We start from the raw sequence: 19,910 nt of genomic DNA, 5'->3' as shown, positions 1-19,910 counted from the left end.
CCTCACCCAGTCCAGGCGCGACATGCGCCGCCGTGGACGTGGCTCGCGGCACCCGTCCTGCGTCATTCGGCGATAGGCACAAGATGGCCAACGAGCGCCTGCCGCCCTTCTTGTCCAACGCGCACGGCCAAATGGGGCATCCCAAGGCAGAGCTGTTGGCCAATGTACTGCGCACATACGACCTCGCAGAGACCATTGCTCTTGTCGCCGGCTTGTCGACCGCGCCAAGGCTCCAGGCAAACAGCTACCGAATTGAACTTCTTACCCAAATTGCCGTTGCAGTCTGCGATGGCAGCAAGCGCCCCACCTGGCGGCACCTTAAGACTTGGCTCAATCGCCAACTTGGCACTTACGACATCGCCATGCTGGAGGACCCAGCCGAAGACGTCTTCATAACCAACGTGATTTCCCCGGTGGGTGATTTCCGAGTCATCGGAGGACTTTGGGAGGCTGGCGACAGTGCCGCTACGCTGCTCGTCGAGACCCACCCGAATTCCAGCCCAAACACTGCGGCATCCGTGCCAGTTCCCGCAGCCTTGAAGACACGACTTCTGTACGTTGCGCGCGGCACCTTCAGACCAGCCACCCCTAGTAGTTGGTCTCCCTCATGAACTCTTGCCAAGCGATAGGCTGCCTGCGTCGGGTGGCCGCTGCCATCAGGGGAAGTCTTCTCCGCCCCGGCGACCTGGTCGCGCGCTACGGCGGCGAGGAGTTCGCCTGCATCTTGCCCGGAACCGACTTTGACGGAGCGCTGGCCGTGGCTGCCGGCATCGAGCAAAGCGTGCGCGGATTGCAGATCGAGCATGCGGATTCGGACGTGTCCGACGCAGTCACCCTCAGCGTCGGCGTCTCCGCGAGCCTGCCGGATCGCGATGGCGATCCCGCCGGCTTGCTCGCGCTGGCGGATGCCCAGCTGTACCGTGCCAAGCACGACGGACGCGGGCGCGCCTGCGGCGCCGTGCTGGGCGCGAAAGCCTGATGCATCGCGAGACGCGTCGGCGTGGAGATCACGCCCCCGACTGCACAAAGCGCCGCCAGACGCCGACACCCGCCGCATCGTAGCGGCGCACGGCCTCGAAGAAGCCAGCGCGCAATTCGGTCGAAATCAATGGCTCGGGGAGCATCGGATCGAAAACAAGCTGCCGGACCGCCCGGTCGCCGCGCAGAAAGGCTTCGCGCGCCGCGGCGCGTGGGCTGAGCGAGTCGAGGCGCGCGAGCGAGCGCTGCAGGCTCGACGTGGTCTCGCGATAGCCGCGCTCCAACAGCGCCGTCGGCCACAGTCGACGCGCACGCGTTTCGCGCTGGGCGTCAAAGGCGCAGGCCACGAACACCGGTGTCGTCAACTCGAGGCCCAGCGCATGGAGGCGCTCTCGCGCGCCCTGGACCCCTGTGGCGAAGTTGTCTGGGCGAACGTACAAGCCCGGATCCAGTTCGCGCATGCCGACGAGCGCGAGCGCACGCTCCCTGCGCCGCAAGGCCTTCCGGTCCGAGCGCGCGTGCCCTCCCGTCAAGACGGCGATCCAGCCGCCGTCCCACGCACGGGTCCGCCTGCCGGACTGCCTCCAGGTCGCCACGTCGGAGCCGAGCGCGCGCCCTTTCGACCCGAGGCGATAGGCGCCCCGCTCCGCGGGCTCGATCAGGTCGGCGCTCGCCAGGCGCGCCAATGCGACGCGTGCGGCGTTGCCCGAAATTCCGAACAGCGCACAGGCCTGCACCGCCTCGGCGGCACCGAGCACCTCGTGTTCGGCGGCCAGCAGCAAGTTGAGCAGCAGGTGCCGCGCTGTCGGGCCTCGTATATTACCTACGTTGGATACATCTGCCATGTCATGTAATATATCGAGACTCTCGACAATTGGCGAGCGTCCACCATGACAAACCTCAGCGCTGCTCCGGTACCGGCGACGTTGGCCGAGATGATTCGCCGCCTCGACGAGGGCTGCCGGACCGGCGCCAGAGAGATGGGCGCCGAGGCAGGCACCGTGCCGGTCAGCCACTACCTTGATCGCGTTCACTGGCAGCAGGAGCAGGACGTGCTCTTCGCGCAATGGCCGATCGTCGCCGCCCACGGCTCGGAAGTCCCGGCCGGATCGGCGCTGCCGTTCGATGCGCTGGGCGTGCCCATGGTCTTGACCCGATCGCGCGACGGTCGGGCGCGAGCCTTCCTCAACGTGTGCAGGCATCGAGGCATGGCATTGATCGCCTCCGCGGGGCCGGAGCCTGCGAGAGCGACACCCTGCAAGTCTCTGGTCTGCCCGTACCACGGCTGGGCCTACGAACTCGACGGACGCCTGCGTCATCGCCTTCATGCCGAGACCTTCGACGGCATCGACCCTGCCACGCTGAACCTGGTCGAACTGCCGTGCGACGAAGCGGGCGGGTTGATCTTCGTGAAGCGCACGCCCGGCCCGGCGTTCTCGGCCACGGCCTTCCTGAAAGGGCTGGAAGACCACCTGCACTGGCTGGGCCTCGCGGACATGAAGGTGTTCCGCAAGGTCGATCACGTCTATTCGGCGAACTGGAAGCTGACCGTCGATGCGTTCCTCGAGGGCTATCACATCCGGGTGCTGCATCGCGACACGATCTATCCGTTCTTTGCCGACGCGTACACCGTCAATCTGCACGCCGGCCCGCACCAGGATTCACTGGTCGCCCGGCGCACGGCCTTCGAGGCTTTCGAGCCACCGCGCGACCGCAGCGCGTTGTGCAAGCTGGCCACGCCGACGCAGTTGGTCTTCCCGAACACCTTCCTGATCTGGCACCCCGACTACGTCAGCCTGATCGGCATGTTCTCGCCGGCTGCGGATGAAGTCCGGTGGGTGCACACGATGTTGATCCCGCCCGATCGAGCCGGCGACGACTGGACCCCGCACTGGGAAAAGACCTTCGCCCTGATCGAGCAGACGGTCTTTCAGCAGGAGGACATCGCGACGGCGGTGGCGATCCAGCGCGGATTGGCAAGCGGCGCCAACACCGGCCTGCATGCCGGCCGCCTCGAACACGAGGTGCTGCGCTTTCATCGTGGCATCGATGCGGCGATCGGCGGAACGCTGGTCCCCGCGGGCGCTTCCACGCGTCATCCTGTTCGCTGACCGCGACCGATGACCAATGCGATGCCGCCCAGGATCGCGATCGATGCAAGCACGAGCCGGAGCGTGACCGACTCGCCAAGCCACACGACGCCACCGGCGGCCGCGAGGACGGGCACGCTGAGTTGCACAGTGGCGGCGCTCGTCGCTCTCAATCCAGCCAGCGCCGTGTACCAGATGGCATAGCCGATGCCGGAGGCCAGTGCCCCCGATGCCACGGCGCACGCGATACCCGCTGCGTCGAGCGACACGCGCGGCAGCATCGACAGGCTCAGCGCGGCGGCCCACACGATCGCCCGCAAGAAGTTCCCGGCCGTGGCGCGCAGCGGGTCGCCACTGCCCTTCGCCCGCAGCGAGTAGACGCCCCATGCCATCCCCGCCGCGAGCATCAGAACCGAGCCCTGCAAAGGCGGTGCCGACAGGCCGGGAAGCAGCAAACCCACCAGCCCGCAGAGTGCGCCGGTCAACCCCACTGCCTGTCGAAGTCGCAGACGCTCGCCCTGGTACAAGCCGAATCCGATCATCGTCGCCTGGACGGCGCCGAACAGCAGCAGCGCACCGGTCGCCGCAGTCAGGCTCACGTACGCGAACGAAAAGGCGGCGGCGTAGCCGAAGAGCGCCAGCGCTGAAGTCCAGCTTCCGGCCGCCGCCGCCTTGCCGTCGCGCATCCGGGCCACGAGCGCCAGCGCGAGGGCGCCAGACACGATCCGGATCAGCGTGAAGCTCGCCGCGTCGATGGCCGTGTGCCGCAGCGCGACACGGCAGAGCAGCGAATTCGCCGCGAACGCCACCATCGCCATCAGCGTCAGAACGAATACGCGTGTGCGGGGCATCGCCGGATTCTGCAGCCTCCGGTCCGCGCAGAACCACGCTCGCCGCGTGCCGCGCCGGCCCGCTTCCGGCCCGGACCGACTTGACGAAACTCACTATAGATGGGTATGTTACTACTCGCAATATGCCTTTATGGGTAACAATATGTCCATGTCTTCAACCCCTCCCCTGGCGGTCATGTCTGCCGCACAACGGCTTGGCGAGAACATCCGCCTGGCCCGCGGACGCAGGCGCCTGAGCCAGGAAGAACTGGCGCAGGCCTGCGGCATCACCCGCAAGACTCTCTACGGCCTCGAGAAGGGCGCATCGAGCACGACCATCGGCACCGTCCTCGCTGTGCTGTGGAAGCTGGGCCTGCTCGACACCGCGTCGGCCCTCGCCGACCCCGATGCCGACGAGCACGGCAAGATTCTGGAGGCAGCGCGTCGGCCCAGACGCGTGCGCCACCCGGTCGAGACCGACAACGACTTCTGATCATCATGGCAAGCGACCCACAAGCCTGCTACGTCCACATTCAGCTTCCAGGAACCCTCGAGACGGTGCCTTGCGCATCGCTCAGGGTCCGCGCGCTGACGGCGGGAACCTACGAAGGCACGTTCACGTACGGCAAGCGCTATCTCGAACGGCCCGAGGTCATGGCCCTGGACCCGTTCCACCTGCCCTTGTCGACGCGCCCGCAGAAGTTCACGAAGCTGAAGGGCATCCCCGGCGCCGTTCGGGACGCCAGCCCGGACGCCTGGGGACGGCGCGTCATCCAGGCCAAGCTGCAGCGCCCCGAAGCGAGCGTCCAGGAAATGGAGTACCTGCTCAACGGGCCGGACGATGGTGCCGGCAACCTGAGCTTCGGGCGAACGGTGACGCCGCCTGCCCCACGGCGGCCGTTCAATCGCACGCACCAGCTGGCCGCCCTCGTCGCAGCGGCCGAGAAGCTCGAGCAGGACGGCCGGCTTCCGCATGAGGTGCTGGAGGAACTCGAGCCCGGCACGCGCATGGGCGGCGCCAGGCCCAAGGTGACGGTCGAGGACGATCGCAGGATCTGGCTCGCGAAGCTGCCCGAGAAGGCCGACCGACACGACATGCAGCGCATCGAGTACGCGACGCTCGAACTGGCCCGCGCCGCGGGCATTCGTGTCTGCGGCGCGCGCCTGGAGCGCGTCGGCGAGCGACACACGCTGCTGCTCGACCGCTTCGACAGGGCGTGGAATCCGGATGCCCAGGCCTACTCCCGATACGGCCTCGTCTCGGGCCTGACCGTGCTCGATGCCGAGGACGGCCATCTCGGCCGGGATCGCTGGTCGTATCCGTTGTTGGCCGATGAACTTCGACGCTGGTCGGTCAACAGCAACGCGGACCGTCGCGAGCTGTTCCTGCGCATGGCGTTCAACGCGATGGTCACCAACACCGACGACCATCCGCGCAATCACGCGCTGCTGCACACAAGGGGTGGATGGCGGCTGTCTCCTGCCTACGACCTCGTGCCTGTCCCGATGGTCTCGATCGAGCGCCGGGACCTGGCTCTGGAGGTCGGCCGCTTCGGCCGCGCCGCGAGCCTCTACAACCTCCTCTCGCGGTGCGAAGCGTTTGGCTTGACGAAGGAAGGGGCACAGGCGCTGATCGACGGAATGCTCGGCGTCGTCCGTGGCTGGCGCGAACACTTCATCCAGCGCGGGGTCGAGCAACGCAGCATCGAGATGCTCGAGCAGGCGATGCTTCCGCCTTCGTTCTTCCGTGCCGCGCCGCCGGACGCCGCCTGACGCGCGCCCGACGACGCTGATTCCCGCCTCTCGTTGCGCCGCTTCACGAATGTCCTCAAACTCTCCCTGCGTGCCGGGCTGGCGGACGCTGAATCGCACCCGAACCGGAGGTCGACATGAGCACCGATGCATCCCACGACAAGGGCCCTGATCTCGCCGACGGCGTGGCGCTCGGAACGCTCGCCGACGGGGCGATGCTGGCCGGCCACGTCGGCGACGACGCGGTCCTGCTCGCGCGCCGCGGCGACGCGTACTTCGCGATCGGCGCCGAGTGCACCCACTATCACGGCCCGCTTGCCGAGGGGGTGATGGTCGGCGACACGGTGCGCTGCCCGTGGCACCACGCCTGCTTCAGCCTGCGGACCGGCGAAGCGGTCGGCGCACCGGCGTTCGACCCGGTCGCGTGCTGGCGCACCGAGGTCCGAAACGGCCAGATCGTCGTGCTCGGCAAGGTGGAACCGAAGCAGGAAACCCGCATCGCCTCGGCGGCCGCTGCGCCGCAGCGGATCGTGATCGTCGGCGGCGGCGCGGCCGGTTTCGCGTGCGCCGAGATGCTGCGGCGCCGGGGCTACGCGGGCAGCCTCGTGATGCTCAGCGACGACGCCGCGCCGCCGGTCGATCGCCCGAACCTGTCGAAGGACTACCTCGCCGGCAGCGCGCCCGAGGACTGGGTGCCGATGCGTCCGGACGGCTTCTACACCGAGCAGGCGATCGACCTGCGCTTGAAGGCCAGCGTCGTCGATCTCGACACGCGCGCCCGCGAGCTCGAACTCGCCGACGGCAGCCAGCTCGCCTACGACCGGCTCCTGCTCGCGACCGGTGCCGAGCCGGTGCGCCTCGCCATCCCGGGCATCGAGTTGCCGCATGTGCACACCTTGCGCACGCTGGCCGATTGCCGCGCGATCATCGCGCGCGCGGCCTCGGCGCAGCGTGCGGTCGTGATGGGCGCGAGCTTCATCGGCCTGGAGGTCGCCGCCTCGCTGCGCGCGCGTGGCATCGAGGTGCATGTCGTTGCGCCGGACAAGCGCCCGATGGAGCGCGTGCTCGGTCCGGAACTCGGCGACTTCGTGCGCCGCCTGCACGAGGAGCACGGTGTCGTCTTCCATCTCGAAGACACCGCCAGCGCGATCGACGCGCGCCAGGTGACGTTGCACGGCGGCGGCAGCCTCGCCGCCGACCTGGTGGTGGTCGGCGTCGGCGTGCGGCCCCGGCTCGCACTGGCCGAGAAGGCCGGACTCGCGCTGGACCGCGGCGTCACGGTCGATGCCTACCTCGAAACCAGCGCGCCAGGCGTCTTCGCCGCCGGCGACATCGCGCGCTGGCCCGACCCGCACAGCGGCGCGGCGATCCGTGTCGAGCACTGGGTCGTCGCGCAGCGCCAGGGCCAGACCGCCGCGCTGAACATGCTCGGTCGACGCGAGAAGTTCGCTGCCGTGCCGTTCTTCTGGAGCCAGCACTACGACGTGCCGATCAACTACGTCGGCCACGCCGAGGGCTGGGACGAGATCGCGATCGAGGGCGACATCGCGGGCCGCGACTGCACGCTGCGCTACAAGCGCAACGGCCGCGTGCTCGCACTCGCCTCGATCTATCGCGATGCCGAGAACCTGCTGGCCGAGGCCGCGATGGAACGCGCGGCAGCACCCGGCTGACCCCGGCGCGGGCGTGCCGATTGCCCGGGTGCGGTGGGAGGCAAGCGATGAAGATTGCCCAGGTCGCTCCGTTGTTCGAGAGCGTGCCGCCGGCCGGATACGGCGGCACCGAGCGGGTCGTTTCGTACCTGACCGACACGCTGGTCGAACTCGGCCATGACGTGACGCTCTATGCGAGCGCCGATTCGCGCACGCGCGCCCGGCTCGTGCCGGTGCTCGACCGCAGCCTGCGGCTCAACGAGCGCCGCCCCGATCCGCTGTTGTGGCATGTCATGCTGATAGACCGCCTGTGGGACGAGGCCGCGCAGTACGACGTGATCCACTTCCACACCGACATCGTCCACCTGCCGATCGCGCGCCGCTGCGGTGCTGCGGCGATCACCACCCTGCATGGCCGGCTCGACCTGCCCGACCTGGGCACGCTCTATCGTCACTTCGGCGATGTGCCGCTGGTGTCGGTCTCGGCCAGTCAGCGCGCACCCATCCCGTGGGCGCACTGGCTCGCGACGGTGCACCACGGCGTGCCGGCCGACCTGTATGCCTTCCATCCCGAGCCGGGCGAATACTTCGCGTTTCTCGGCCGGATCGCGCCGGAGAAGCGCGTCGATCGCGCGATCGAGATCGCGCTCGCCTGCGAGACGCCGCTGCGAATCGCCGCCAAGGTCGACACTGCCGACCAGGCCTATTTCGCGCAGCACATCCAGCCGCGGCTCGCGCACCCGCTGATCCGCTTCGTCGGCGAGATCGACGATGCGGCGAAGAACGATTTTCTCGGCCGGGCGCTTGCGTTGCTGATGCCGATCGACTGGCCCGAGCCCTTCGGCCTTGTCGTGATCGAGGCCTTTGCTTGCGGTACGCCGGTGCTGGCCTATGGTCATGGCTCAATTCCCGAAATCGTCGACCACGGGTGTACCGGATTCATCGTGAACGACCAGGAGCAGGCCATTGCCGCCGCGCGCCAGATCGCGCGTCTCGACCGCAGCCGCTGCCGCGCGGTATTCGAGCGGCGCTTCACCGCCAGCACGATGGCGCGGGCCTACCTGGGCGTCTATCGCGGACTGTCGGCCGCGAAAAATTCCGACGCGCAGTAGGGCCAGCACAGGAGTTCGCGATGGCGGATCGGATCCAGATCGACGACAAGTGGTACGTCGCCGTCACGGCCTCGGGCGGAGAGAGCGCGCGCCACGTCCTCAAGCATGCCCAGACCTTCGCGATGTTCGACCGCTTCGGCGACATCGAACCCGGCGAACAGGGTCTGTATCACGACGACACGCGCTACCTGTCGATGCAGGAGCTGACGATCAACGGCACGCGGCCGCTGTTCCTCGGCGCCACGGTGAAGCAGGCGAGCAGCCTGTTGATCGTCGAGCTGATGAACCCCGATCTGGTGATCGACGGCGCGCCGGCGATCCTGAAGGGCACCGTCCACGTGTTCCGCGCGAAGCTGCTGTGGCAAGGCGCGTGCTACGAACACATCCGGCTCACGAATCACGGGCGCGAGCCGGCGGCGATCCGTCTCGAGCTGCAGTTCGCCGCGGATTTCGCCGACCTGTTCGAGGTGCGCGGCATCCGGCGCGAGGCCGTCGGCGACCTGCTGCCGACCGAGATCGGCGACGACGAGGTGATCCTGCCGTATGCCGGCCGCGACGGCCTGACGCGGCGCGCCCACCTGCGTTTTTCGCCGACACCGACCCAGCTGACGCAAAGCCGTGCCCGCTACGAGCCGGTGCTGCAGCCCGGCCAGGAGCACCACTTCTATTGCACGGTCGTCTGCAACGGCAACGGCGCCACGACCGTGCAGTCGCTGCCCTACGAGGCGGCATTGCGGGAGTCCGTTGCATTGCGCTGCAAGGAGGCCGGGCACCACTGCCCCATCGAGACCTCGAACCCGCTCGTCAACCGCTGGCTCGAACGCTCGGCCTCCGATCTGGCGATGCTGACGACCGAACTGCCCGGCGGCCGGTACCCGTTCGCCGGTGTGCCCTGGTACTGCACCACTTTCGGCCGCGACGGCATCCTGACCGCGCTGGAGTGCCTGTGGATCGACCCCTCGCTGGCCGCCGGCGTGCTCGCCTTCCTGGCCGAAACGCAGGCGACCGTCGAAGACCCGGGCAACGACGCCGAGCCCGGCAAGATCCTGCACGAGGCGCGGCAAAGCGAGATGGCCCGCACCGCCGAGGTTCCGTTCCGCCGCTACTACGGAAGCGTCGACGCGACGCCGCTGTTCATCGTGCTGGCCGGCGCCTACCACCGCTGGACCGGCGACACCGCGTTCATGCGTCGGCTGTGGCCGAACGTGCTGCTCGCGCTGCAGTGGATCGATCGCTATGGCGATCTCGACGGCGACGGTTTCGTCGAATACGCGCGGCGCAGCGCCGACGGCCTGGTGCAGCAAGGCTGGAAGGATTCGCAGGATTCGATCTTCCATGCCGACGGTGAACTGGCGCAGGCGCCGATCGCGTTGTGCGAGGTGCAGGGCTACGTCTACCAGGCCCGGCTTGCCGCGGCCGAGCTCGCAAGGCAGTTCGGCGAGAGTGCGATTGCCGAGAGGCAGTCGGCGCAGGCCGAGGCGCTGCGGGAGCGTTTCGATGCGGCGTTCTGGTGCCCCGAGATCGACAACTACGCGATCGCGCTCGACGGGCACAAGCGCCAGTGCAAGGTGCCGTCGTCGAATGCCGGCCACGCGCTGTGGAGCGGCATCGCGAGCCCCGAGCACGCCGATCGCGTCGTCGATCGCCTGGTCGCCGGGGAATTCTTCAGCGGCTGGGGCGTTCGCACGATCCCGGTCGGTCAGGCGCGCTACAACCCGATGTCCTACCACAACGGCTCGATCTGGCCGCACGACAACGCGCTGATCGCCGCCGGCATGGCGCGCTATGGGCGGATGAAGGAGGCCACGCTGCTGTTCGACAGCATGTTCGACGCCAGCCTGCACTTCGAACACCACCGCCTGCCGGAGCTGTTCTGCGGCTTCCCGCGGCGGGCCGGCGAAGGACCGACGCTGTACCCGGTCGCCTGCTCGCCGCAGGCCTGGGCCTGCGCGACCGTCTTCGCGATGCTCCAGGCCTGCCTGGGCATCGACTTCGACGCGCGGAAACGCCGCCTCGCGCTGAAGACGCCGCGCCTGCCGCTGGGCATCAGCTGGCTCGCCGTGAAGCAGCTCGGCACACCCGGCTGCAGCGTCGATCTGGTGCTCAAGCGCTACGAAAGCAGCGTCGGCGTCGAGGTGGTCCGCAAGGACGCGCAGGCCGAGGTCGTGGTGATCGTGTGACCCCGTGCAGGCCGGCACAAGGGGTCAATAGAGGATCCGGCAGCGGATCGTGTCCGGCAGGCCGCACAGGTCGGCGAGCGCCGCCTCGGGGGCGGCATTGTCGACATCGATCACGACATAGCCGACCTCCTCACGCGTGCTGAGGTACTGCGCCGCGACGTTGATCCCGTGCGCCGAGAGCCGCTCGTTGACCCGCGCAATCACGCCCGGCACGTTGCGGTGGATGTGCAGCAGGCGGCCGCGGCCGGTGTGCTCCGGCAGCGCGACCTCCGGGAAGTTGACCGCCGAGGTCGTGGAACCGTTGTCGCCGTAGCGCAGCAGCTTGTCGGCGACCTCCTTGCCGATGTTGACCTGGGCTTCCAGCGTCGAGCCGCCGATGTGCGGCGTCAGCAGCGCGTTGTCGAACCGGACCAGCGGCGACTCGAAGCGCACCTCGTTGCCGCTCGGCTCCTTCGGGAACACGTCGATCGCGGCGCCGCGCAGGTGGCCGGTCTCGAGGGCATCGGCGAGCGCGTCGACGTCGACGACGCTGCCGCGCGAGGCATTGATCAGGTGCGCGCCGGGCCTCATCGCGGCGATCTGCGCGCGGCCGATCAGCCCGCGCGTGGTCGGCGTCTCGGGCAAGTGCAGCGTCACGACATCGGCGCGCGCCAGCAGCTCGTCGAGGCTGTCGAGCTGGCGCGCGTTGCCCAGGCTGAGCTTGGCGACGATGTCGTGGAACACGACGACCATGCCGAGCTGCTCGGCCAGCACGCCGATCTGCGTGCCGATGTGCCCGTAGCCGACGATGCCGAGCGTCTTGCCGCGCGCCTCGTACGAGTGCTCGGCGCTCTTGGTCCAGCCGCCGCGATGCAGCACCGCGTTCTTCGCCGGGATGCCGCGCAGCAGCATGATGATCTCGGCGAGCACGAGTTCGGCCACGCTGCGCGTGTTCGAAAACGGCGCGTTGAACACCGGCACGCCGCGCAGCATCGCGGCGTGCAGGTCGATCTGGTTCGTGCCGATGCAGAACGCGCCGACGGCCATCAGCTTCGGCGCGGCCTGCAGCACCTCGGCCGTCAGCCGTGTGCGCGAGCGGATGCCGAGAAAGTGCGCATCGGCGATGGCCGCGCGCAACACGTCGCCGCTCAGCGCCTTCGGCGCCTCGACGACATGCGTGTAGCCATCACGCCGCAGCGCGTCCGCCGCGGAGGCGTGGATGCCTTCGAGCAGCACGACCTTGAGGCTGGCCTTCGTGGCCGACGTCGATTGCGAAGTCGATGGCGTCATGCGCCCATTGTTGCCGCGGCCTCCTGTCGCACTGCGCCGGCGTGCCGGCGTGCCCCCGCCGGCCGAAGGGTCGTCGCTCGGGAGCTCAGACCAGCAGCTGCTTCAGCTTCGCGATCGTCGCGGGCAGGTCAAGCGGCTTGGTCCAGTAGTCCTCGAAGCCCAGCGATTCGACCAGCGCGATCTGCTTCGGCATCGCATCGGCGCTGACGGCAACGCACGGGATGTCGCGCGTGCTGCGGTGCGCCTGCAGGCGCTTGAACACGTCGACGCCGGGCATGTCCGGCAGGTTCATGTCGAGCAGGATCACCTTCGGCTGGTGGCGCGCGGCCGCGGCGATGCCTTCGGCGCCGGTCGATGCGCAGAGCAGCCGCCATTCGGGCTGGGTCGCGAACAGCTGCTCCATCAGCACGACGTTGACCTCGTCGTCCTCGATGTACAGCACGACGTACTCGCGACCGGTGTCCCATTGCGACGGGAGGCTCAGCTGCGCGGTGTTCGAGTCGCCGACAGAGTCGGCGGCCACCGGGAGTTCCACCTTGAACACCGATCCGCGGCCCAGCTGCGACGAGACGTCGAGCTTCCCGCCCATCGCCTCGACCAGCTGCTTCGTGATGACCAGGCCGAGACCGGTGCCCGGGACCGCGGTCGCCTCGGCGTCGAGCCGATCGAAGGGCTCGAACATGCGCCCGAGCTGCGACTCCGACATGCCCTTGCCGGTGTCGTCGACGACGAGCTCGCCGACTTCGCCGACCCGGTAGACGATCCGCACGCGGCCGTGGTCGCGGTTGTACTTGATCGCGTTGGAAAGCAGGTTCAACACGACCTGTTCGAGCGCGACCGGGTCGGCGCGAACCGCCGAGGTGTCGGGCCGCTCGACGTCGATGACGATCCGGATGTCGCGCTCCAGCGCCACCAGGTCGAGCGCCTCGACGCAGCGCCTGACGAGCGCGTGCACATTCACCGGCTTGGCCTTCAGCCGCTTGGTGCCGCGCTCGATCTTCGTGATCTGCAGCAGCTGGTCGATCAGTCCCAGCAGGCGCCGGCCCGAATGCTGGACCATCTCGAGGCGCTGCCGGTGCGCGCCCGGCAGCGGGTTGTCCTGGTCCATCTCCATCAGCTGGGCGAAGCCGAGGATCGCGTTCAGCGGTGTGCGCAGTTCGTGGCTGACGTGCGACATGAACTCGCTCTTCGCCGCGCTGGCGCGCTCGGCGCTCAGCTTCTGGCGCCGCAGCGCTTCGAGCGAGCGCTCACGCGTCACGTCGCGGCACGCGCCGACGCGTCGATTCGTCTGCGGCAGTGCCCTGAGCGCGAGCGCGAGCAGGCGCGGCTTCTTCGGGTCCGTGTCGCCGATGCGCACCGTCAGGCGTTCGGTCTCGCCGGGCGGGATCGCCGACTGCAGGAACGCGTGCGCGCGCAGCTGATCGGCATCGACGATCAGCGACGCCCAGTCCTCGAGCGGCATCGCGACCGCGGTCGCGCTGGGAATGCCATGCAGCGCCGCGGCGGCCTCGTCGAGGTGGACGATCCGCGTGTCCGCATCGAACTCGATGAACCCGAGCTCGACCGCGGCCTGCACGACGCTGACGCGCTCGCGGTAGCCGCTGATCGCGACCGGCGCGGCCTGCCCGTGGGGGCCGGGCTCGCGGCCGACGAGCGTGCAGACCACCCACTCGCCATCGGCCACTTCGGGGTGGATCTCGACCTCGAGCGGCGAGGCCGCCGTCTCGCCGTCTGCGAGACTCGCATGGCCGCGCCAGTCGGCGCCGCTGGCCAGGACGTACTGGATCGCCGCGCCGACGATCGACCGGTCGGCGGCCGCCACCCACGCGAGCAGCTGCGAAACGTCGCCGACCGGGCCGTCGGCGTCAGCGGCGTCGATGGGCTGGGCGGCCGCAGCGCGCCCACCTCGGTGCAGCGCCCTCCACTGGCCCTGCCGATTGCGCCCCAGCGTCTGCGTGACAGCACAGCGCGCCTCGAGGCGCCGCAACATCGACGCTTGCGCCAGGCTGTCCGAGGCTTGCCCGGCGCCTTCGATCGCACGAATGGATGCGGCATCGTCCGGCTCTCTGGCCGTCATATCTCTTCTCCCCAGCGTCGCCCGTGACATCAGGCCGAACATGGACAAGCAATTTGCGTGACCGCGGGGTCACGCCCTGATTCAGGAACCGTCGAATATCGCCGATCCGGCTGACGGCTGCCTGCGGCACGCGCGGCACGCGCGGCACGCGGCCCGAATCTTGATCCAACTCAAGGCTCCCAATCAACGCCGCTCAAGCGCCCGGTCTCGCTCGCGTCGTACCCGACCAGCGCCGCGACGACCGCACGGTAGGCCGGCGACTGCAGCAGCTGCAGCAGCTCGGGCATCGGCGGCTCCGCGAGCGCAGCGCCGTTCAGGGCCAGAAAGTAGCGCTCGCGCACCAGCGGGATGAAGTGCAGGCCGAAGCGCTGCGCCGCGGTCTGCACGCCGACGCCGACGTCGGCCATGCCGCTGGCGATGAACGCGGCCACCGCCGCGTGGGTGAACTCGGTGTTGTCGAAGCCGCTGACCTCGCCCGGCGCGACGCCGTGCTTCGCGAGCATCAGCTCGGTCAGCATGCGCGTGCCCGAGCCTTCCGGCCGGTTCACGAAGCGCAGGTCGCCGCGCCGCAGGTCGGCCAGGCCGCGCACCCGCTTCGGGTTGCCAGGCGCCAGGAACAGGCCCTGCGCGCGCGTCGCGACGTGGACGAGCCGGTGCGCGTCGGGCCGCAGCCAGCGCAGGTAGCGCCGCGCCGCCTGGGCCTCGAACTCGCCGATCGGCACATGGAAGCCGGCCAGATCGCATTCGCCGTGCGCCAGCGCGGCGACCGACTCGAAGCTGTTGCGGTAGCGCAGCTCCACCGCCAGCCCGACGGCGGCGAGCCGCTCGACCAGTGCGGCGATCGCATAGCCGTGGCTCGCGTGCAGGCGCAACGCGCGCGGGACGCGTGGCAGTGCGCGGTCGAGCTCGTTCTCGAGCTCGGATGCCAGCGATTCGAGCATCGGCGACAGGCGCGCGGCGATGCGGCGGTCGGCCCAGATCAGCTTCTCGGCCAGCGGCGTCAGCACCGAGCCGCGCCCGCGCCCGGCAATCAGCAGCGGGTGGCCGAACAAGGCCTCGGCGCGCTTGATCTGGCCCCACGCGTGGCGGTAGCTGACGCCGAGGCTGCGCGCGCCCTGCGCGATCGCCCCGCTCTCCTGCACGGCCGCGAGCAACGCGAGCAGGCCGGCGGTGTCCAGTGCGGCATCGGCGCTGGCGTCGGCGTCGGCGTCGGCGTCGGCGTCGCGGCCGAGCTTCCATTCGGGGGTGATGTTGATTCGGAGCAATCGGCAACCTCGTGCATATTTTGGCCGGCGCCGACCTTTATCGTCCAGCGAACTTCTCTCGCCAAATGGTCAGGCCCCTGCCGATTTTCGGGCCGACAGTCCGAGGACCTTCCGGTGATCAACGCCCCCGTCATTCCGATCCATGCCGAATCCGCGCCGCGGCGCCGGCGCGCGCAGAAGGAGCGCGCGGTGCGCGAGCCGGCACTGCGCGAGGTGCAGGCCGCGCTCGGCGACGCGGCCTTGCGGCGCGATCTGCTGATCGAGCACCTGCATGCGCTGAACGACCGCTACGGCCAGCTGCGCACCGACCACCTCGCGGCGCTGGCGCAGCTGCTGCGGCTCTCGCAGGCCGAGGTCTACGAGGTCGCGAGCTTCTACCACCACTTCGAGGTCGTGCGCGAGAACGCCGATGGCGGGTTCGATGCGGCCCCGCAGCTGACGCTGCGGGTCTGCGACGGCCTGGCCTGCGAGCTGGCGGGCGCGCGCGAGCTGCTCGCGCGTCTGCCCGAGGTGCTCGGCGCCGAGGTGCGCGTGGTCGCCGCGCCCTGCATCGGCCGCTGCGAGCAGGCGCCGGCGGTCGCGGTGCACCAGCATGCGCTGGCGCACGCCAGCGTCGAGTCGGTGCAGGCCGCGGTCGCCGCACGAGCCCGGTCCGATGAGCCGCCGCCCGCCGTCGACCTCGCCGGCTACCGGGCCGCGGGCGGCTACGCCACGCTGCGCCAGTGCCTGAGCGGCGAACGCAGCGTCGATGCTGTGCTGCAGGCGCTCGAACATTCGGGCTTGCGCGGGCTCGGTGGCGCGGGCTTTCCGGCCGGGCGCAAGTGGCGCATCGTCCGCGAGCAGCCGGCGCCGCGGCTGATGGCCGTCAACATCGACGAAGGCGAACCCGGCACCTTCAAGGACCGCGTCTACCTCGAGCGCGACCCGCACCGCTTTCTCGAAGGCATGCTGATCGCCGCGTGGGCCGTCGGCATCGACGCGATCTACATCTACCTGCGCGACGAGTACCACGCATGCCGCGCATTGCTGACCCGCGAGCTCGCGGCAATGCGCGCCGCACCGCCGGCCGGCGGCCGCTTGCCGACGATCGAACTGCGGCGTGGTGCCGGGGCCTACATCTGCGGCGAGGAGTCGGCCATGATCGAATCGATCGAGGGCAAGCGCGGCATGCCGCGGCTGCGCCCGCCGTATGTCGCGCAGATCGGCCTGTTCGGCCGACCGACCCTCGAGCACAACCTCGAAACGCTGTACTGGGTGCGCGACATCCTCGAAAAAGGCGGTGACTGGTTCGCCGGCCACGGCCGCCATGGCCGCAAGGGCCTGCGCTCGTTCTCGGTCTCGGGGCGCGTCAAGCGGCCCGGCATGCACCTCGCGCCGGCCGGCATCACGGCGCGCGAGCTGATCGACGAATACTGCGGCGGCATGCTCGACGGCCACACGCTCTACGCCTACCTGCCCGGCGGTGCATCGGGCGGCATCCTTCCCGAGCGGCTCGCCGACGTGCCGCTCGACTTCGACACCTTGCAGCCGCACGGCTGCTTCATCGGCTCGGCGGCGCTGATCGTGCTGTCGCAGAGCGACACGCACTGCGACCGCGCCAGCGATGCGGCGCGCAACCTGATGGCCTTCTTCGAGCACGAGAGCTGCGGCCAGTGCACCCCGTGCCGCAGCGGCACCGCGAAGGCGCGCGAGCTGATCGCGACCGACACCTGGAACGCGCCGCTGCTCGGCCAGCTCTCGCAGGCGATGCGCGACGCGTCGATCTGCGGGCTCGGCCAGGCCGCGCCGAACCCGGTCGACTGTGTGCTGCGCTACTTTCCCGAGGAACTCGCGCGATGAACGCCCCCACTTCACTCGCGCTGCTGGTCGATGGCGCGCCGCCGGTCGAGTTCACGCTCGACGGCCAGACCGTGCGCGCGCGCCCCGACGAGACGCTCTGGCAGGTCGCGAAACGCGCCGGCATCGCGATCCCGCACCTGTGCCACAAGGAAGGCCTCGAGCCCGCCGGCAACTGCCGCGCCTGCATGGTCGAGATCGATGGCGAACGCGTGCTCGCGGCCTCGTGCTGCCGCAGCGCGAGCGCCGGGATGACGGTGCGCACCGACAGCCCGCGCGCCGCGGCGGCGCGTGCGATGGTGATCGAGCTGCTCGTCAGCGATGCGGGCGCGGCGTCGAATCGCCATACCCGCGCGTCCGAGCTGACGCGCTGGGCCGACCGGCTCGGCGTCGCGTCCGGCCGCCTGCCGCAGCGCGACGCGCACTACGCCGCGCCCGACACCTCGCACGCCGCGATCGCCGTGAACCTCGACGCCTGCATCCAGTGCACGCGCTGCCTGCGCGCCTGCCGCGACGAACAGGGCAACGACGTGATCGGCCTCGCGCTGCGCGGCGCGCACGCAAAGATCACGTTCGATGCCGGCGACGCGCTCGGCGCGTCGAGCTGCGTGGCCTGCGGCGAGTGCGTCCAGGCCTGCCCGACCGGCGCGCTGATGCCGGCGCAGGGGGCGGGGCTCGAGACCGTCACGTCGCAGGTCGACTCGGTGTGCCCCTATTGCGGTGTCGGCTGCCAGCTCACGTGGCATGTCGGGCCGAGTGCCGCGGGGACCGAGACCATTCACTTCGTCACCGGCCGCGATGGCCCGGCGAACCACGGGCGCCTGTGCGTGAAGGGCCGCTACGGCTTCGACTACATCCACAACCCGAAGCGCCTGACCGCACCGCTGATCCGGCGCCCCGGCCGCGCGAAAGACCCGGCCGACATCGAGCGCGTGAAGCGCGGCGAGCTGCGCCTCGACGAGCTCTTCGCCGAGGCGAGCTGGGACGATGCGCTTGCGCTCGCGGCCGGCGGCCTGGCGCGCATTCGCGATGACGCGGCGCACGGCGCCGGTTCGGCGCTGGCCGGCTTCGGCTCGGCGAAGGGCAGCAACGAAGAGGCCTACCTGTTCCAGAAGCTGGTCCGCACGGCGATGGGCAGCAGCCATGTCGATCACTGCACGCGGCTGTGCCATGCGAGCTCGGTCGCGGCGCTGCTCGAGGGCATCGGCTCCGGGTCGGTCAGCAACCCGGTGGCCGATGTCGCGCAGGCCGAGCTGATCTTCCTGATCGGCGCGAACCCGACGGTCAACCACCCGGTCGCGGCGACCTGGATCAAGAACGCGGTCGATCGCGGCGCCCGCCTCGTGATCGCCGATCCGCGCCAGACGCAGCTGACGCGACGCGCACACTGGCACCTGCAGTTCCGGCCCGACACCGATGTCGCGCTGATCAACGGCCTGCTGCACACGATCATCGACGAAGGCCTGGTCGACCAGCGTTTCGTCGACGCGCGCGTCAACGGCTTCGATGCGCTGAAGGCCGCGGTGGCCGAGGCCACGCCCGAGCGCATGGCCGAGATCTGCGGCATCGACGCGGCCACGCTGCGCGAGGTGGCGCGCGCGTTCGCGACCGCGAAGAGCGCGATGATCCTGTGGGGCATGGGCGTCAGCCAGCATGTGCACGGCACCGACAACGCGCGCGGGCTGATCGCGCTGGCGCTGATCACCGGCCAGATCGGCCGGCCCGGCACCGGCTTGCACCCGCTGCGCGGCCAGAACAACGTGCAGGGCGCGAGCGATGCCGGGCTGATCCCGATGATGCTGCCGAACTACCAGCGCGTCGGCGATGCGCAGGTGCGTGCGCAGTTCGAGGCGCTGTGGGGCACGTCGATCGATGCGCAGGCCGGCCTGACGGTCGTCGAGATCATGCACGCGGTGACCGCCGGGCAGATCCGCGGCCTGTTCGTCGAGGGCGAGAACCCGGCCATGAGCGACCCCGACCTGACCCACGCCCGCACCGCGCTCGCGACGCTCGAGCACCTCGTCGTGCAGGACATCTTCGCGACCGAGACGGCGATGCTCGCGGACGTGATCCTGCCGGCCTCGGCGCAGCCCGAGAAATGGGGCAGCTACACCAACACCGACCGGCTGATCCAGATCGGCCGCCCTGCCCTGGCGCCGCCGGGGCAGGCGATGCAGGACCTCTGGATCATCGAGCAGATCGCGCGCCGCCTCGGCGCCGACTGGCACTACTGGCACGCCGACGACGGCACTGGCCAGACGGCAGCCGCGGCGCCGGTCGGGCGCGTCTATGAAGAGATGCGCTCGGTGATGGCCCCGCTGGCCGGCGTGCCCTGGTCGCGCCTGCTGCGCGAAGACGCCGTCGTCACGCCGGCAACGCGCGAGGACGAACCCGGCGAGGCCGTCGTGTTCATCGACCGCTTCCCGACCGCCGACGGCCGCGCCGCGCTCGTGCCGACGCAGTACCGGCCCGGCGCCGAGCAGGCCGACGACGCCTACCCGCTGGTGCTGACGACCGGCCGCGTGCTCGAGCACTGGCATACCGGCGCGATGACGCGCCACGCGAGCATGCTCGATGCGATCACGCCCGAAGCGCTTGCAACGCTGCACCCGACCGACGCGCAACGCTTCGCGCTGACCGACGGCGCGACCGTGCAGCTCACGACACGCCACGGCGCGGTGCGCGCGCGGCTCAGCGTCAGCCCGCAGGTTCGCCCGGGGCAGGTGTTCCTGCCGTTCGCGTTCTGGGAAGCCGCGGCCAACCAGCTGACCGGCGACGCGGTCGACCCGGTCGCGAAGATCCCCGGCTTCAAGGTGACCGCGGTGCGGGTCGGCCCCGGCTGAATCACCGCGCGTCGCAAGCTGTGGGG

Annotated in this window: 15 protein-coding genes; 10 read left to right on the top strand and 5 right to left on the bottom strand. The window is 69.8% G+C overall.

What is annotated here, in order from left to right; translation table 11 throughout:
• Window positions 1–83 precede the first annotated feature (83 nt).
• Window positions 84–611 carry an anti-phage protein Upx-like protein gene (locus tag AC1DTW_RS14285; protein ID WP_477981832.1) on the top strand — a complete coding sequence of 176 codons (528 nt, stop codon included), beginning with the start codon at window positions 84–86 and terminating at the stop codon, window positions 609–611.
• Window positions 612–643: 32 nt separating this feature from the next.
• Window positions 644–979: a diguanylate cyclase gene (locus AC1DTW_RS14280; protein WP_477981831.1), complete on the top strand. Its 336-nt coding sequence runs from the start codon at window positions 644–646 to the stop codon at window positions 977–979.
• Window positions 980–1,007: 28 nt separating this feature from the next.
• Here AC1DTW_RS14280 and AC1DTW_RS14275 read toward each other — a convergent pair whose 3' ends face one another.
• Window positions 1,008–1,760: a PaaX family transcriptional regulator gene (locus AC1DTW_RS14275; RefSeq protein WP_477981830.1), complete on the bottom strand. Its 753-nt coding sequence runs from the start codon at window positions 1,758–1,760 to the stop codon at window positions 1,008–1,010.
• A 108-nt stretch (window positions 1,761–1,868) separates the two neighbouring features.
• Here AC1DTW_RS14275 and AC1DTW_RS14270 point away from each other — a divergent pair, with 108 nt between their 5' ends.
• Window positions 1,869–3,089 (top strand): aromatic ring-hydroxylating oxygenase subunit alpha, encoded by a 1,221-nt coding sequence (locus AC1DTW_RS14270; RefSeq protein ID WP_477981829.1) that lies wholly within the window; start codon window positions 1,869–1,871, stop codon window positions 3,087–3,089.
• Here the strand turns inward: AC1DTW_RS14270 and AC1DTW_RS14265 are convergent.
• Window positions 3,074–3,919 carry a DMT family transporter gene (locus tag AC1DTW_RS14265; protein ID WP_477981828.1) on the bottom strand — a complete coding sequence of 282 codons (846 nt, stop codon included), beginning with the start codon at window positions 3,917–3,919 and terminating at the stop codon, window positions 3,074–3,076. The two genes, AC1DTW_RS14270 and AC1DTW_RS14265, sit on opposite strands and share 16 nt — an antisense overlap.
• Before the next feature lie 175 nt (window positions 3,920–4,094).
• On the opposite strand from AC1DTW_RS14265, the gene AC1DTW_RS14260 reads away from it, so the two are divergent.
• The 5 genes from AC1DTW_RS14260 (at window position 4,095) to AC1DTW_RS14240 (ending at window position 10,594) form a co-directional block, all read left to right on the top strand.
• Window positions 4,095–4,391: a helix-turn-helix transcriptional regulator gene (locus tag AC1DTW_RS14260; protein WP_477981827.1), complete on the top strand. Its 297-nt coding sequence runs from the start codon at window positions 4,095–4,097 to the stop codon at window positions 4,389–4,391.
• Window positions 4,392–4,711: 320 nt separating this feature from the next.
• On the top strand, window positions 4,712–5,671 hold the full coding sequence (locus AC1DTW_RS14255; protein WP_477981826.1) for a type II toxin-antitoxin system HipA family toxin: 960 nt from the start codon (window positions 4,712–4,714) through the stop codon (window positions 5,669–5,671).
• Window positions 5,672–5,787: 116 nt separating this feature from the next.
• Window positions 5,788–7,323, top strand: a complete 1,536-nt coding sequence (locus tag AC1DTW_RS14250) for an FAD-dependent oxidoreductase (RefSeq protein ID WP_477981825.1) — start codon at window positions 5,788–5,790, stop codon at window positions 7,321–7,323.
• A gap of 47 nt (window positions 7,324–7,370) precedes the next feature.
• Entirely contained in the window at window positions 7,371–8,414 is a 1,044-nt protein-coding gene (locus tag AC1DTW_RS14245; protein ID WP_477981824.1) for a glycosyltransferase family 4 protein, read from the top strand.
• Between the two features lie 20 nt (window positions 8,415–8,434).
• Window positions 8,435–10,594 carry an amylo-alpha-1,6-glucosidase gene (locus AC1DTW_RS14240; RefSeq protein ID WP_477981823.1) on the top strand — a complete coding sequence of 720 codons (2,160 nt, stop codon included), beginning with the start codon at window positions 8,435–8,437 and terminating at the stop codon, window positions 10,592–10,594.
• A 24-nt stretch (window positions 10,595–10,618) separates the two neighbouring features.
• Here the strand turns inward: AC1DTW_RS14240 and serA are convergent, their stop codons facing one another.
• The 3 genes from serA to AC1DTW_RS14225 all read right to left on the bottom strand — a co-directional run bounded on the left by serA (window position 10,619) and on the right by AC1DTW_RS14225 (window position 15,205).
• Window positions 10,619–11,863: a phosphoglycerate dehydrogenase gene (gene serA / locus AC1DTW_RS14235; RefSeq protein WP_477981821.1), complete on the bottom strand. Its 1,245-nt coding sequence runs from the start codon at window positions 11,861–11,863 to the stop codon at window positions 10,619–10,621.
• An 85-nt stretch (window positions 11,864–11,948) separates the two neighbouring features.
• Window positions 11,949–13,940, bottom strand: coding sequence for a hybrid sensor histidine kinase/response regulator (locus AC1DTW_RS14230; RefSeq protein WP_477981820.1), 1,992 nt, complete (start codon window positions 13,938–13,940; stop codon window positions 11,949–11,951).
• A gap of 170 nt (window positions 13,941–14,110) precedes the next feature.
• Entirely contained in the window at window positions 14,111–15,205 is a 1,095-nt protein-coding gene (locus tag AC1DTW_RS14225; protein ID WP_477981819.1) for a substrate-binding domain-containing protein, read from the bottom strand.
• 117 nt (window positions 15,206–15,322) lie between these two features.
• Between AC1DTW_RS14225 and AC1DTW_RS14220 the strand changes: the two genes are divergently transcribed.
• Both AC1DTW_RS14220 and fdhF read left to right on the top strand, forming a co-directional pair.
• A complete protein-coding gene (locus AC1DTW_RS14220) occupies window positions 15,323–17,044 on the top strand; it encodes an NADH-ubiquinone oxidoreductase-F iron-sulfur binding region domain-containing protein (RefSeq protein ID WP_477981905.1) in 1,722 nt (573 codons plus the stop codon).
• Window positions 17,041–19,884, top strand: a complete 2,844-nt coding sequence (gene fdhF / locus AC1DTW_RS14215) for a formate dehydrogenase subunit alpha (protein WP_477981818.1) — start codon at window positions 17,041–17,043, stop codon at window positions 19,882–19,884. Before AC1DTW_RS14220 ends, fdhF begins: the two co-directional genes overlap by 4 nt.
• Window positions 19,885–19,910: the final 26 nt, after the last annotated feature.

Source organism: Rhizobacter sp. P5_A1 (genome assembly GCF_056400745.1).
Note: the sequence above shows the minus strand (reverse complement) of the source record. Positions and strands in the feature narration are given on the sequence as shown.

Excerpts from the sequence above, each read along its gene's own strand:
- AC1DTW_RS14285 (WP_477981832.1), top strand. The coding sequence starts at position 84 with ATGGCCAACGAGCGCCTGCCGCCCTTCTTGTCCAACGCGCACGGCCAA.
- AC1DTW_RS14270 (WP_477981829.1), top strand. The coding sequence starts at position 1,869 with ATGACAAACCTCAGCGCTGCTCCGGTACCGGCGACGTTGGCCGAGATG.
- AC1DTW_RS14265 (WP_477981828.1), bottom strand. The coding sequence starts at position 3,919 with ATGCCCCGCACACGCGTATTCGTTCTGACGCTGATGGCGATGGTGGCG.
- AC1DTW_RS14260 (WP_477981827.1), top strand. The coding sequence starts at position 4,095 with ATGTCTGCCGCACAACGGCTTGGCGAGAACATCCGCCTGGCCCGCGGA.
- AC1DTW_RS14255 (WP_477981826.1), top strand. The coding sequence starts at position 4,712 with ATGGAGTACCTGCTCAACGGGCCGGACGATGGTGCCGGCAACCTGAGC.
- AC1DTW_RS14250 (WP_477981825.1), top strand. The coding sequence starts at position 5,788 with ATGAGCACCGATGCATCCCACGACAAGGGCCCTGATCTCGCCGACGGC.
- AC1DTW_RS14245 (WP_477981824.1), top strand. The coding sequence starts at position 7,371 with ATGAAGATTGCCCAGGTCGCTCCGTTGTTCGAGAGCGTGCCGCCGGCC.
- AC1DTW_RS14240 (WP_477981823.1), top strand. The coding sequence starts at position 8,435 with ATGGCGGATCGGATCCAGATCGACGACAAGTGGTACGTCGCCGTCACG.
- serA (WP_477981821.1), bottom strand. The coding sequence starts at position 11,863 with ATGACGCCATCGACTTCGCAATCGACGTCGGCCACGAAGGCCAGCCTC.
- AC1DTW_RS14230 (WP_477981820.1), bottom strand. The coding sequence starts at position 13,940 with ATGACGGCCAGAGAGCCGGACGATGCCGCATCCATTCGTGCGATCGAA.
- fdhF (WP_477981818.1), top strand. The coding sequence starts at position 17,041 with ATGAACGCCCCCACTTCACTCGCGCTGCTGGTCGATGGCGCGCCGCCG.